The organism is Sporomusa rhizae (assembly GCF_041428845.1).
Classification (GTDB): domain Bacteria; phylum Bacillota; class Negativicutes; order Sporomusales; family Sporomusaceae; genus Sporomusa; species Sporomusa rhizae.
Map to the genome: position 1 here is coordinate 442501 of NZ_CP156925.1, position 12915 is coordinate 455415.

The window sequence follows — 12915 nt, forward strand, 5'->3', positions numbered from 1 at the left end:
GGCGCAATCCACTCAGCTGACTGGTACTAATAGGCCGAGGACTTGACTTATTGACTATCGACATTCGATTTTCGACTGTCGATAAAGTATAATCCTAAATGCGTAGTCTTTCTTCTGTGAAGTTTTGAAGGAGCATACCTTCAAAGATGATATATCGAAAGTCGTAAGTCGACGATCGAATATCGATATATCCAGTGACGATAGCTGTGGGGCTCCACCTGTTCCCATACCGAACACAGTAGTTAAGCCCATAAACGCCGAAGGTACTTGGCTGGAAACGGCCTGGGAGATTAGGAAGTTGCTGGTTTTAAACACCTACTATATTGTAGGTGTTTTTTATTGCGATTAAAGTTAGGCCATTCAGAGCGGCCTTGTGCCAATTTTGAATTCAGGGCTACAATTACGCGGCAAATTTATATAATAAAAATCCTGACCATTAAGGTCAGGATTTTTAGATAGTTACTTTCTAGCCAATAGTTTTATAGGCTTGCGATTTTGCGCCGCAGATAGGGCATTTTTCAGGTGATTCTTTTTCGGCAATATGACCACATATGGTGCAAATGTAATAGTCGTAGGATTCACCGCTGCTAAGACTGGCAAGTGCTTTTTTATAGAGTTCGGCGTGAACTTTTTCCGCTTCATTTGCGAGAGTAAAGGTGCGAACAGCAGCGGTATTGTTTTCTTCTTGAGCCTGTTTAATGAAATCAGGATACATAGTCTCAAACTCATATGTTTCGCCTTCTACAGCTGCTTTAAGGTTTTCGGCGGTTGATTTAATTTTACCCATGGTTTTTAAATGAGTAAGCGCGTGAATGGTTTCAGCTTCAGCAGCAGCCCGGAACAGTTTTGCTGCTTGTGCATGACCTTCATTATCGGCTTGTTTGGCAAAAGCCAGATATTTACGATTTGCTTGTGATTCTCCAGCAAAAGCGGCTGCTAAATTTTTATCGGTATTGTTCATTAAAATTCCTCCTTATGGTAAAGCAATATTTATTATCTTTTGAATATTATTATTTAAATTCCTTAACTTGTCAATATATAATCCAAGTTTTATAAAAAAATCTAAAACCAGGCCTTAACGGCCTGGCGTCAGGGTGCATATTAACCATATTAGTAGCACTGTGCAGGTAGGACTAATTAATAAAGAAGCAGTTCCAAGTAATAATTCTAAAGCCATACTAATCCCCCGTTACATAATATGCGGGAGACTAAAAGAGGGTGTTTACATTGAGATCGTGTGAATCCTAAAAACATAGTATAAATAAAAAATGGACAGCCATAACTGGTTGTCCATTTTTACCATAGAAAAGAATTAGTTATAAAAGTATGAGGTAGTCGGGTACTCTGTTGCTAGGAACGAAACTAGATTTGTCCTTATTTTTTGCGTAGAAGACTCCAGACTCTGGCACTGGTGTTACGCACGCGACGCAAGGGAGCAATACTGATTTTAATACGTGGTTTCATATCTTTTTGTGAGCCAAAATCACCGCGCATTATATTTGTTGTTTTTGTTTTTTCAGGTTTTAAGAAGCTTTTTAAAACTGCTAAGGCTTTATCCGGACGGCTCTGATCACCACAGGTAAAAACGTCAACCGCGGCATAGCCTAGTTCCGGATATGTGTGAATACTCATATGACTTTCGGCTAGCAGTGCCAAGGCTGTAAGTCCTTGTGGCTCAAATTTATGATAGGATAAGTTCAATAATGTCATATTTGCTTCTTTAACAGCTTCTAACATAGCCGTTTTTATAAACTCAAGATTATCAAGGCTGTCAAAGCTGCAGCCGTACATGTCAACAGTCAAATGTTTACCAATTACTTTCACGACTTATCGCCCCTTTATATCAATTTTTGGTCTTATTCGCCGAAAAATCGCTATTTTTTTACTTTATTCCAGAATGATAAGCGATTTATGAAAAAAATTAACTGTTTTTCTTGCTTAAGATATGATTTATACAATTTTTCATTATAGTTAGATTGAGCCGGATTGTAAAGAGTTATTTTAGAAATTGTAGGAGAACTACATAATATTTTTTGGAACTACATATTTTTGTATTTAACTTCCCTCTTGCAGGAATTATTTAGGTACGCAGTGAAGAAAATATATAGACATCACTAAAAGGAGAAAAGATAGATGCAGACTAAATTAACACAACTTCTAAATATCACATACCCCATTATCCAAGGGGGGATGGCCTGGGTGTCTGAAGGTAAATTGGCAGCCGCTGTGTCAGAGGCTGGTGGGGCCGGTGTAATTGCTGCCGGTGGACGTGATGTCAATTATATCAGAGAGCAAATTCGTCTAGCTAAGCAGCTTACTAGTAAGCCGTTTGGCATTAATGTGCAGCTAATGGCTGCAAACAAAGATGAGATTGTTAATGTTATTTGTGAGGAAAAACCAGCTTTTGTTACCTTGGGTGCAGGGAATCCGATCCCCTTCTTTGAAAAATTTAACCAAGCTGGAATAAAAAAAATTCCGGTTGTTCCCAATGTAAAACTGGCCAAGCGAGTAGAAGAGAGTGGGGCAGACGCGATTGTTATTGAAGGGATGGAAGCAGGTGGTCATATAGGTGTATTGACTACTATGTCCCTTATGACGCAAGTTATTCCTCATATCAATATCCCGGTAATCGTAGGCGGTGGATTTGCCGATGGCCGGGGATTAGCTGCCGCACTTGTTATGGGGGCAGCCGGTGTACAGATGGGAACTAGATTTCTGATTGCCGAGGAATGTGGAGTTCATCCAAATGTTAAACAAAAACTAATTGCCGCTAGCGACACAGATAGTGTTGTGACCGGTCAATTGTCTGGTCATGGTGTGCGTGCTTTGAAAAATGCATTTACAGAGAAGTATTTGACAATGGAACGGCAGTGTACCCCACAAGAAGAATTGGACAAGCTGGCGACAGGTACCAGCCGACTTGCTGCGGTGGAAGGCGATGTTGATAATGGCGCGGTATTAGCCGGACAAAGTTTGCTACCGCTAACTAAAATTGAACCGGCTGCTGCGATAATTGATAATATTATGAGAGAAGCTCGCCAGGTTTTGGCGAATGCCTCCAGCCTATTAGGGTAACTGTATGGAAGAGAAAATTTACATTGAAGGAGTGAAGTGTCATGAACAATGTTAGACTAGCTGAGGGAGTTTATTATGTTGGCGCAGTGGATTGGAATCTCCGTGATTTTCACGGATATACCACGCCCAGGGGTGTAACGTATAATTCGTATCTTATTGTGGATGAAAAGGTATGCTTGATTGACACGGTTAAGGCACCTTTTGCTCAGGAACTACTTGATCGAATCAGCCAAATTATTGATCCTGCTAAGATTGATTATATTATAACCAATCATATTGAACCAGATCATTCCAGTGCTCTACCGGCAGTAATGGCCCGGGCACCACAGGCCAAGGTATTATTAACAGAACACGGACGAACAGGTATTATTAAGCACTATCAGCAAAACTACGATTTCCAAGTTGTAAAAGAAGGCGATGTGCTCGATCTGGGACGTAACAAGCTACAGTTTGTGCCAGTACCCATGCTGCATTGGCCTGACTCGATGTTGAGTTATCTTACAGGGGAACAAATCCTATTTTCTAATGATGCATTTGGTCAACACATTTCTACAACGAAGCGTTTTGACGATGAAAATGAGCTTAGTGAACTTCTATATGAAGCAGAAAAATATTACGCAAATATCTTGATGCCCTTTGGTAAAATGGTAGTTAAAGCGGCTGATAAAGTCAAAGAACTGCCAATACGATTGATTGCACCTAGCCATGGCATTGTATGGCGTAAACATATTCCGGAAATTGTCGCCAAGTACCAGGATTGGGGTCGGGGTAAGGCAGTTAGCAAAGTGGTAATAGCCTATGATAGCATGTGGGGCAGTACCGAGCGAATGGCTCGTCAGATACTTGATGGTGTTGCCGCTGCTGGTGTCACGGGGAAACTATACAAAATGTCTATGGCGGAGCGAAGTGAGGTTGTCAGGGACATGTTGGAAGCCGGAGGCATACTTATCGGTTCCCCAACATTGAATAATGGGATGTTGCCAACAATGGGGGCGTTGATGACATATATGAAAGGATTAAGGCCGTCAGGTAAAATTGGAGCGGCCTTTGGGGCTTACGGCTGGGGTGGCGGTTCTCAGAATTCGATAGAAGAGATGCTCAAAAGTGCTGGGGTCGCTGTAGAACAGCCGGGGTTATCATTGAAATGGGTTCCCGACGTGGAAGAGTTAGATAAATGTTTTGCATTTGGCCATGAGTTTGCTAAAAAAGTATTGGCAAGATTGTAATTTGGAAAGGCAGTGCTTATAAGCGCTGCCTTTCTACATACTGTTGCTGTGGTGGTACAAACTATTATCAGAAGGCAAGTAGTTTATAGGAGGCAGAATGTACACTTACCATCACGGTTTTTGGATTTATTTTTTTACTAGGCATCATCCTAAAGTATGGCAGTTTGTTCTGGGATCAATGCTGCCTGACTATGTTTATTTTGTATTGTTGGTTATCCTTATGACAAAAGGTTACGTAACTTGGTCGGAGCTTGGTGGTTTGAGTCCGGGTGTGTTTATCACGTTAGTATCTCTGTTCCCTTGGGTGATCAAGATTGATTTAATCGGCCATTCTGTTGTCATCTGGTTCGGGTTTTTACTATTAAGTTTCTTGCCGAGATTTAAAAACTTCCAAGCGTTTATTATTGGCTGGGGTACACATTTATTGATTGATGCCCTTACTCATGGAGCATATTCCAACTTTTATTTGTATCCTTTGGCTTCTGATACTGTACAAAGTCCGGTATCGTATTGGGAGCAAAATCATTGGGCTAAGGAATTTAAGCTCGTTAACAATATATTAATGGCGGCGGCAGCTATTTATATGCTGTATGAATGGTGGAAGAATCGCAAACGAATTAAGAAATGAGGAATGTGAATGGAAAATACAACTAAAGTTTTTTTGCGCAAAGGTGCACAGCACAGAGTAGAGAACGGCCATCCTTGGGTATATCAAAGTGAATTAGATTATATAGATGGTGAGTTTCAACCCGGGGACATTGTCGATGTATATAATTTCCGGCAGCGTTTCATCGGCCGGGGGTATATCAATCCGCGCTCACAAATTATCGTCAGAATCTTAACACGCCAGCAAGAGCCAATTAACAGAGACTTTTTCAAACGCCGCATTGAAACAGCCTGGCAGTATCGCCAGCGCTTTTTAGTAGAACCTGATTATTGTCGCTTAGTATATGGTGAGGCAGATTTTCTGCCGGCACTTATAATTGACAAGTTTGGCAAATACATGGTTATGCAGACCTTGGCCTTGGGAATTGATGTTCATAAAGAAACGATTATTTCAGTATTGGAGGAATTATTTAGCCCTGAGGGTATTTATGAGCGCAACGATGTGCCTGTACGTAAACTGGAAGGTATGGATATGCGTAAAGGCTATTTAAGAGGTAATTTCCCTACTCAAATTATGGTTAATGAGAATAGCATACCCTTTTATGCCGATATTGAAAATGGGCAAAAGACAGGCTTTTTTTACGATCAACGAGAAAACCGCCGCTTCTTGGAGCCCATTGTTAAAGGTGCAGATGTATTAGACTGTTTTTGTCATACCGGGTCTTTTGCTGTACATAGTGCGCTTTATGGTGCTAAGAGCCTACACTCAATAGATATTTCTGCAGAAGCTATAGAACTAGCCAAAAAAAATGCTGAGCTTAATGGGGTCAGTGACCGCTGTAACTTTGAGGTAGCTAATGCTTTTGACGCGTTACGTTTACTGACCGAAGAGCATCGCCAATATGATGTTGTTATTCTTGATCCGCCGGCCTTTACCAAAAGCCGGAGTAGTATTGAGGGCGCTGCCCGGGGCTATAAAGAAATCAATCTTCGCGGCCTCAAACTAACGCGGCCTGGCGGATTTTTAGTTACTTGCTCCTGCTCTTATCACATGGAACGAGATTTATTTAAAGCTGTGGTTGTAGATGCCGCACGGGATGCCAAGCGGGTTATCCGCGAGGTTGAATACCGGACTCAGGCCAAAGATCATCCTATTTTGCCAGCGGCGCAAGAAACTAATTATCTGAAGTTTCTCGTGTTGCAAGTACTCGAATAAGGGGAAATGACGGTGGAATAGTTATAGAGGGAAAGATATTTGGCAATAATCGTTATTGTTGGGTTTAATCGAGCGATTTTGCTTATATAGGATTCTTGCAGAAGCAATCAATATAAAATAAAATAAAGTCAAAAGGTCAAGAAAGGTCAATGTAGGGTAAGAGGTGGAAGTATGAACAACTTAGCCGATGCCATTGAACAATGGATACTGCGGCAAATATCGCGGCAGCAGGATGAGACTGTTGTTCTACGTCGCAACGAAATGGCGGAAGAACTTGACTGCGCACCCTCGCAAATTAGTTATGTACTTAGTACGCGTTTTACGCTAGATCGAGGGTTTATTGTAGAATCTCGTCGGGGGTCCGGCGGTTTCGTCCGCATTGCCCGAATACCTGTACAGACTATTGTCTTCCAAGATGCGGCCAGTCAAATCGACGAAGAGTTAACACTAGATGAGATAAAAGCAATTATTACCCGTCTGCGTAATAATAATCTTATGACTGCCAGAGAGGCTGCATTGATTTATAAATGCTGTGCTTTGATGCACCAGCGGATTGGTCCTCACGAAAGAGTACCGCTTTTACAGTCACTCTTAATGACTTTGGTTGAGACAGAATGAATGAGTACGGAGGCAAATGAATATGTTATGTGACGAATGTCAAAAAGAACCTGCCTGTGTGCACATTACGAAAATTATTAATCAGCAAAAGATTGAGAAACACTTATGTGAACAATGTGCCCAGAAATCAGGCGAAATTATGGGTAAAGGGTTAAATAATGTATTCGGGAGTAAATTCTCTCTCCAGGACTTTCTTAAAGAAATGTTTAACTATACTGTTCCGGATAGTAACCGGCAGATGCTTGAACCTGTTTGCTCAACCTGTGGCTTAAGCTATAGCGAATTCAGTCGTAGCGGTAAATTTGGCTGCAGTACCTGCTATCAGGCTTTTGCCGGACAGCTAGAACCGTTAATTAAACGAATTCATGGTACAGCGGCGCATACTGGCAAAGTGCCTAAACGCGGTGGGGTTTATTTTAGCCTTAAACAGCGCATTCAGCATTTGCGACAAGGACTCGCGGCGCATGTGAGCCGGGAAGAGTATGAGCAGGCGGCTCTGCTCAGAGATGAAATTAAGATACTCGAAAAACAACTTGCTGAACAGGAGCAAGGGTAGGAGGAATGGCAGATGGCTAATATAGTAGAAAACCTTTTGCAACAGCCCCTGACGCCTTGGCTCTGTAGTTTAGGTCCTGAAGGAGAGATTGTACTTTCAAGCCGAATTCGCTTAGCTCGTAATCTTACAAGCCAGCCTTTTCCCGGCCGCGCTTCCGCGGCTCAACTTGGCGAGATCACTACAGAACTTAAAGGAGTTCCGTCACAACTTATGGCTGCTGACGGGCATGAATATGCTTTTGTTAAGTTGGAGGATTTACAACCGCTCGATAGGTATGTACTTGTTGAGAAACATATTATTAGCCCTAACCATGTTGCCGACCCGGAAAATCGGGCACTCATTGTCCGTGATGACGCCAGTGTTAGTATTATGATTAATGAAGAAGATCATTTACGGTTACAAAGTTTAACAGCCGGTCTGAACCTAACTGATGCTTTGGAAAAGGCGAATGCTGTCGACGATATCATTGAAGCTAAACATGACATTGCTTTTACGGACAGCGTTGGATATCTTACCGCCTGCCCGACTAATATCGGCACTGGTCTAAGGGCCTCTGTCATGATTCACCTGCCGGCCTTAGTGCTCACTAAGCAAATCGGAGGAATAGTAGCTATTGCGACTCAATTAGGATTGACGGTACGCGGGTTATACGGTGAAGGGACCGAAGCTACCGGAAATATCTTTCAGATATCTAACCAGGTTACATTGGGCCGCAGCGAACAGGATATTGTTAATAATTTAAGCAGTGTAGTAAAGCAAGTGGTTGCTAAAGAACGTATGGCCAGAAAACTGTTGGTTACTGATTCCATAGATACTTTGACAGACAGAGTATGGCGGGCATACGGTGTTTTACGGTATGCGCGGTCCATCTCAGCCCAAGAGGCTATGGCGTTGTTAAGTGAAGTACGCTTAGGTATTGACCTTGGCATTATTGATAACACATCGCCTGAGGTATTTACCAAACTCTTGGTTACTACCCGTCCCAATTATCTTCAGAATTTAGCTGGTGGCACTGTGCTGAATCAGGTAGAAAGCAATAAACTGCGGGCAAAATTAGTTCGTGACAGCTTACAGAAATTTAATTAATGGAAAATGTAAATAATTTGACTGCATAAAGGGGGTATGATAATGTTTAACAGATTTACTGATAGAGCTCGCAAGGTTTTAATTCTGGCTCAACAGGAAGCAGCCAGATACGGACATGGTTATATCGGCACTGAACATTTATTACTGGGGCTGTTACGGGAAGGTGAGGGAGTAGCAGCGAAAGCTTTGACTTCTTTAGATCTGGATGTAGATTCAGTACGGGTTGAAGTAGAAAACATTCTAGGGACAGGAAACGGACAAACCAGTGATATTGGTTATACGCCCCGTGCTAAGAAAGTGATTGAACTGGCTATGGAAGAGGCATTGCGTCTCGGTCATAATTATGTAGGCACCGAGCATATTCTCCTGGGGCTTATTCGGGAAGGCGAAGGCATTGCAGCGCAAGTACTCACAGGTCTTGGGGTAGATATAAACCTAACAAGGCAGCGGGTTATAGAAATGCTGGGAGGCTATTCGATGTCCGGCCAGACACCACAGTCTAAAGCACCTGGGTATAAGGCTTCGTCAAATAATAAGACTCCGCTGTTGGATGAGTTTGGTCGCGATTTAAATAAGATGTCGCAAGAAGGCAAGATTGATCCAGTGGTAGGCAGAGCCTCGGAAATTGAACGGGTTGTTCAAATTCTACTTAGACGTACCAAAAATAATCCGGTATTGATCGGTGAACCTGGTGTTGGTAAGACGGCTATTGCTGAGGGCCTTGCCAAACGTATCGTGGAAGGGCAAGTACCGGAAATTTTACGTAACAAGCGTGTGGTTTCTCTGAATATGGCCTCTATGGTTGCCGGTACTAAATACCGGGGAGAATTCGAAGAACGCCTGAAAAAAGTTATGGATGAAATCAGGGAAGACGGCAATGTTGTATTATTTATCGACGAACTGCATACACTTATCGGCGCCGGAGCCGCAGAGGGAGCAATTGATGCCGCTAACATTCTGAAACCGGCCTTGGCTCGTGGCGAAATACAGGTTATTGGTGCAACTACCCTTAATGAATATAAGAAGCACATTGAGAAAGATGCTGCATTAGAGCGTCGCTTTCAACCCATAACAGTCGGTGAACCCAGCGTTGAAGATGCGATTGATATCTTAAGAGGGATTAGAGATAAATATGAAGCTTTCCACCGGGCGCAAATTACTGACGAAGCAATTGAAGCAGCGGTTAAATTGTCTCACCGCTACATTTCAGACCGGTTTTTGCCAGATAAAGCGATTGATTTAATGGACGAAGCTGCTTCACGTGTACGTTTGCAGGCGTTTTCCGTACCGCCTGATGTTAAGGACATGGAACAACGATTGGAGCAAGCCCGTACTGAAAAAGAAGGAGCTATTGCCGCACAAGAGTTCGAGCGGGCAGCCAAACTGCGTGATATGGAACAGCAAATCCGCGAAGAATTGGAAACTGCGCAGAAAAACTGGAAGAACCGCGGCAGTGAGCGTATTGTGGTTACTGCCGAAGATATTGCCCATGTTGTCGCAACCTGGACGCGGATTCCTGTAAAAAAACTGGCGGAAGAAGAATCCGAGCGATTATTAAAGCTGGAGGAAATTTTGCATAGCCGGATAGTTGGGCAGCATCAGGCCGTACAGGCGGTAGCCCGGGCAGTACGCAGGGCTAGAGCCGGACTGAAAGACCCCAAACGTCCTATTGGTTCCTTCTTGTTCCTGGGTCCGACAGGCGTTGGTAAGACCGAATTGTCTCGAGCATTGGCAGAGGCCTTATTTGGCGATGAAACCGCCATGATTCGTTTGGACATGTCCGAATATATGGAAAAGCATACCGTGTCTCGCCTTGTAGGAGCGCCTCCCGGCTATGTAGGGTATGAAGAAGGCGGTCAATTAACAGACGCGGTACGTCGTAAGCCTTATTCGGTTATACTATTGGATGAAATAGAAAAAGCCCATTATGACGTATTTAATATCTTGCTGCAGGTATTAGAAGACGGGCGTTTGACAGATAGTCAGGGCCGGACCGTTGACTTTAAAAATACTGTTATCATCATGACCTCTAACGTAGGCTCGCAACATTTGAAACGAGAGGCTGCTGCCATGGGCTTTTTATCTGATGAGCGAGCAAGAGATACCGAGGGAGAAGCGGCTAAAAACCGGGTATTGGACGAGGCTAAACGGGTATTTAGGCCTGAATTTCTAAACCGAATTGACGAGATCTTGGTTTTCGGCAGTCTGACAGATGAAGATTTGAAACAGATTGTAGAGATTATGCTTAAAGATGTCGCAAGCCGGTTGACCCATGCTAATCTCAATTTGGAATTGAGCGAAAAAGCGAAACAAGAATTACTCAAAGAGGGCCGTGACCACGCCTTTGGTGCCCGCCCACTGCGTCGTGCCATTCAAAGGATGGTCGAAGATGAAGTTTCAGAAATGATAATCAAGCAGTTAATAGCAAGTGGGGATACGATAACAGTTGATGCTGATGAAACTGGAAAATTAAAATTTGCTAAGAAAGCTTGATTAGCAGGATAATAGGTTTATTAACGCGAAAAGCACTCATACAACGAGTGCTTTTGCCTTTATTACGACTTTACTCTCATATTTATCCGATGACTAGCCCGTTCTAATACTCGCGTCCTCTGCAGGCAGGAGTATTAGAACGGGTTAGTCCCTGGATAATTCGACTAAGATTCAGGTGGGGTTAAAACTCCATCTGAATCAAGCCTCATTTATATCAAAGTGGTAGCTGATTATAAGGTTATTATACAAGATTGGATGGTACTACAGTTGAGTAAAAAAAGAACGACGATGTTTTTTTGTCAGGAATGTGGGTTTGAAACCACCAAATGGTTGGGGCGATGTCCCGGCTGTGGTGTTTGGAATAGTATGGTGGAAGAACCTGTACATAAGGAAAGCAGTTCCGCTAAGTCCGGGGGATTGGCTTTAGGTTTATCAAGCGGTCAGGCAGCGATGCCAATAGGTGAGGTTGAGGTTTTGGAAGCCCCTCGGTTTAGTACCGGTTCAGAGGAGTTGGACCGGGTTTTGGGATATGGCCTTCTGCCTGGATCATTATCAATTATTGTGGGTGATCCCGGCGTGGGCAAATCAAGCCTGACTCTTAAAATTTGTGCTAATATCGCAAAAGACTATGGTTCAGTATTATATGTAACAGGCGAAGAAAGTCCACAGCAGGTTAAGATGCGGGCCGATCGTCTGGGGGCGATACAAGATAAGTTATATATTCTCAGTGAGACTAATCTTGATATCATTCGGCAGCAGGCCGAAAAGCTAAATCCTACTTTACTTGTTATTGACTCTATTCAGACGGTCTTTAATCCCGGAATACAGAGTGCTCCAGGCAGCATCAGTCAAGTTCGGGAATGTGCCGTGCAGCTTTTGAAGTTGGCTAAAACCAAGACAATCGCGACTATGCTTATCGGTCATGTATTGAAGGACGGTACTCTTGCCGGGCCACGGGCACTAGAGCATATTGTTGACACTGTTCTTTATTTTGAAGGTGAAAGAAATGCGCAATACCGGGTGCTCAGAGCAGTTAAAAACCGTTTTGGCAGTACGAATGAAATTGGTTTATTTGAAATGCGTAATGAAGGATTAATCGACGTCCCCGATGCGTCTAAAATATTTCTATCAGAACGACCGCTCGATGTTCCAGGGAGTGTAGTAATTCCAACAATGGAGGGAACGAGGCCCTTATTAGTGGAAATACAGGCGCTTGTCAGCTCTTCGCCGTTTACGCCGCCGCGGCGAACTTCCGACAGTGTGGATATAAAGAGGATTCAACTGCTGTTAGCTGTTTTAGAAAAAAGAGTAGGCATTATGATTGGTGGTAGTGATGTTTTTGTGAAAGTCGCCGGCGGCATAAAAGTAGATGAGCCTGCTGTAGATCTGGCTTTAATAGTTGCGTTGGCGTCCAGTTACCGTAACTCTAATGCCGGCAGTGATACGGTGGTTATTGGGGAAGTGGGGTTAGCCGGAGAAGTGAGGGCAGTTGCTCAGGTAGAACCTCGGATTCGGGAAGCAGAACGAATGGGCTTCAGAAGAGTTATTTTGCCGAAAGGCAATATGAAGGGACTTTCACTTAAGCCTAACGTAGAGCTGATAGGTGTGGAAACAGTCATTGAGTGTCTGGACATAGCTTTGAGTTAAAAAAATGCAAAAGGACACCTGTAAACGCTAAAATATCTAGGAAGCCGGAAAACAGGCTTCTTTTTGTTTACGGAGAGGAAAGAGTAAGGTAGCTTTTTTTTAAAGGAAATTTTTCAACTTATAAAGAACTCTTATTAATAGAGGTGCTTTACCAAAAATATAATAATACAATGATTTGAAATTAGAGCTTGAAGTTAATCGCCGCTAAAACTAAGTGCAAGTTGGTTTATCAGGCAAGGTTACAGCTTGAAGAGAAAGAAACTTGTAGTATATAATGGTAGTTACCAAAAGTGTAGTAATAACACTGTAATTTTTGTTGGAAAAATAAGTAATAATTTAGTTAATTTTTACAAAGAATATACTAGGAAATTATGCTTCTGTAAGGAAAGCGC

11 protein-coding genes and 2 rRNA genes (1 of these 13 only partly in view) are annotated in these 12915 nt (G+C 42.9%); 11 read left to right on the forward strand and 2 right to left on the reverse strand.

Annotated elements, in window-relative coordinates; genetic code table 11:
• Together SRRS_RS01910 and rrf are read left to right on the forward strand one after the other, a co-directional pair.
• Positions 1 to 50: ribosomal RNA gene (locus SRRS_RS01910) — 23S ribosomal RNA — on the forward strand (it extends 2865 nt beyond the left edge of the window).
• Between the two features lie 140 nt (positions 51 to 190).
• Positions 191 to 307 (forward strand): 5S ribosomal RNA (gene rrf, locus SRRS_RS01915).
• Positions 308 to 466: 159 nt separating this feature from the next.
• On the opposite strand, the gene SRRS_RS01920 is transcribed toward rrf, so the two are convergent.
• Positions 467 to 961, reverse strand: a complete 495-nt coding sequence (locus tag SRRS_RS01920) for a rubrerythrin family protein (protein WP_371365731.1) — start codon at positions 959 to 961, stop codon at positions 467 to 469.
• Between the two features lie 413 nt (positions 962 to 1374).
• Entirely contained in the window at positions 1375 to 1824 is a 450-nt protein-coding gene (gene speD / locus SRRS_RS01925; RefSeq protein ID WP_371365733.1) for an adenosylmethionine decarboxylase, read from the reverse strand.
• Positions 1825 to 2133: 309 nt separating this feature from the next.
• Here speD and SRRS_RS01930 point away from each other — a divergent pair, with 309 nt between their 5' ends.
• The 9 genes from SRRS_RS01930 to radA all read left to right on the forward strand — a co-directional run bounded on the left by SRRS_RS01930 (position 2134) and on the right by radA (position 12523).
• Positions 2134 to 3075, forward strand: a complete 942-nt coding sequence (locus SRRS_RS01930; protein ID WP_371365735.1) for a nitronate monooxygenase — start codon at positions 2134 to 2136, stop codon at positions 3073 to 3075.
• Positions 3076 to 3116: 41 nt separating this feature from the next.
• Positions 3117 to 4301 (forward strand): FprA family A-type flavoprotein, encoded by a 1185-nt coding sequence (locus SRRS_RS01935; RefSeq protein WP_371365737.1) that lies wholly within the window; start codon positions 3117 to 3119, stop codon positions 4299 to 4301.
• Positions 4302 to 4398: 97 nt separating this feature from the next.
• Positions 4399 to 4929 (forward strand): DUF4184 family protein, encoded by a 531-nt coding sequence (locus tag SRRS_RS01940; RefSeq protein WP_371365738.1) that lies wholly within the window; start codon positions 4399 to 4401, stop codon positions 4927 to 4929.
• A 9-nt stretch (positions 4930 to 4938) separates the two neighbouring features.
• Positions 4939 to 6123: a class I SAM-dependent rRNA methyltransferase gene (locus tag SRRS_RS01945; protein WP_371365740.1), complete on the forward strand. Its 1185-nt coding sequence runs from the start codon at positions 4939 to 4941 to the stop codon at positions 6121 to 6123.
• Between the two features lie 171 nt (positions 6124 to 6294).
• Entirely contained in the window at positions 6295 to 6741 is a 447-nt protein-coding gene (locus tag SRRS_RS01950; RefSeq protein ID WP_371365742.1) for a CtsR family transcriptional regulator, read from the forward strand.
• A gap of 22 nt (positions 6742 to 6763) precedes the next feature.
• Positions 6764 to 7297 (forward strand): UvrB/UvrC motif-containing protein, encoded by a 534-nt coding sequence (locus tag SRRS_RS01955; RefSeq protein WP_371365744.1) that lies wholly within the window; start codon positions 6764 to 6766, stop codon positions 7295 to 7297.
• Between the two features lie 12 nt (positions 7298 to 7309).
• Positions 7310 to 8383: a protein arginine kinase gene (locus tag SRRS_RS01960; protein WP_371365746.1), complete on the forward strand. Its 1074-nt coding sequence runs from the start codon at positions 7310 to 7312 to the stop codon at positions 8381 to 8383.
• Positions 8384 to 8425: 42 nt separating this feature from the next.
• Positions 8426 to 10876: an ATP-dependent Clp protease ATP-binding subunit gene (locus SRRS_RS01965; protein ID WP_371365748.1), complete on the forward strand. Its 2451-nt coding sequence runs from the start codon at positions 8426 to 8428 to the stop codon at positions 10874 to 10876.
• 267 nt (positions 10877 to 11143) lie between these two features.
• Positions 11144 to 12523 carry a DNA repair protein RadA gene (gene radA / locus SRRS_RS01970; RefSeq protein WP_371365750.1) on the forward strand — a complete coding sequence of 460 codons (1380 nt, stop codon included), beginning with the start codon at positions 11144 to 11146 and terminating at the stop codon, positions 12521 to 12523.
• Positions 12524 to 12915: the final 392 nt, after the last annotated feature.

Bases quoted from the DNA above. Each gene is read 5' to 3' on its own strand.
- SRRS_RS01920 (WP_371365731.1), bottom strand. From the start codon at position 961: ATGAACAATACCGATAAAAATTTAGCAGCCGCTTTTGCTGGAGAATCA.
- SRRS_RS01930 (WP_371365735.1), top strand. From the start codon at position 2,134: ATGCAGACTAAATTAACACAACTTCTAAATATCACATACCCCATTATC.
- SRRS_RS01935 (WP_371365737.1), top strand. From the start codon at position 3,117: ATGAACAATGTTAGACTAGCTGAGGGAGTTTATTATGTTGGCGCAGTG.
- SRRS_RS01940 (WP_371365738.1), top strand. From the start codon at position 4,399: ATGTACACTTACCATCACGGTTTTTGGATTTATTTTTTTACTAGGCAT.
- SRRS_RS01945 (WP_371365740.1), top strand. From the start codon at position 4,939: ATGGAAAATACAACTAAAGTTTTTTTGCGCAAAGGTGCACAGCACAGA.
- SRRS_RS01950 (WP_371365742.1), top strand. From the start codon at position 6,295: ATGAACAACTTAGCCGATGCCATTGAACAATGGATACTGCGGCAAATA.
- SRRS_RS01955 (WP_371365744.1), top strand. From the start codon at position 6,764: ATGTTATGTGACGAATGTCAAAAAGAACCTGCCTGTGTGCACATTACG.
- SRRS_RS01960 (WP_371365746.1), top strand. From the start codon at position 7,310: ATGGCTAATATAGTAGAAAACCTTTTGCAACAGCCCCTGACGCCTTGG.
- SRRS_RS01965 (WP_371365748.1), top strand. From the start codon at position 8,426: ATGTTTAACAGATTTACTGATAGAGCTCGCAAGGTTTTAATTCTGGCT.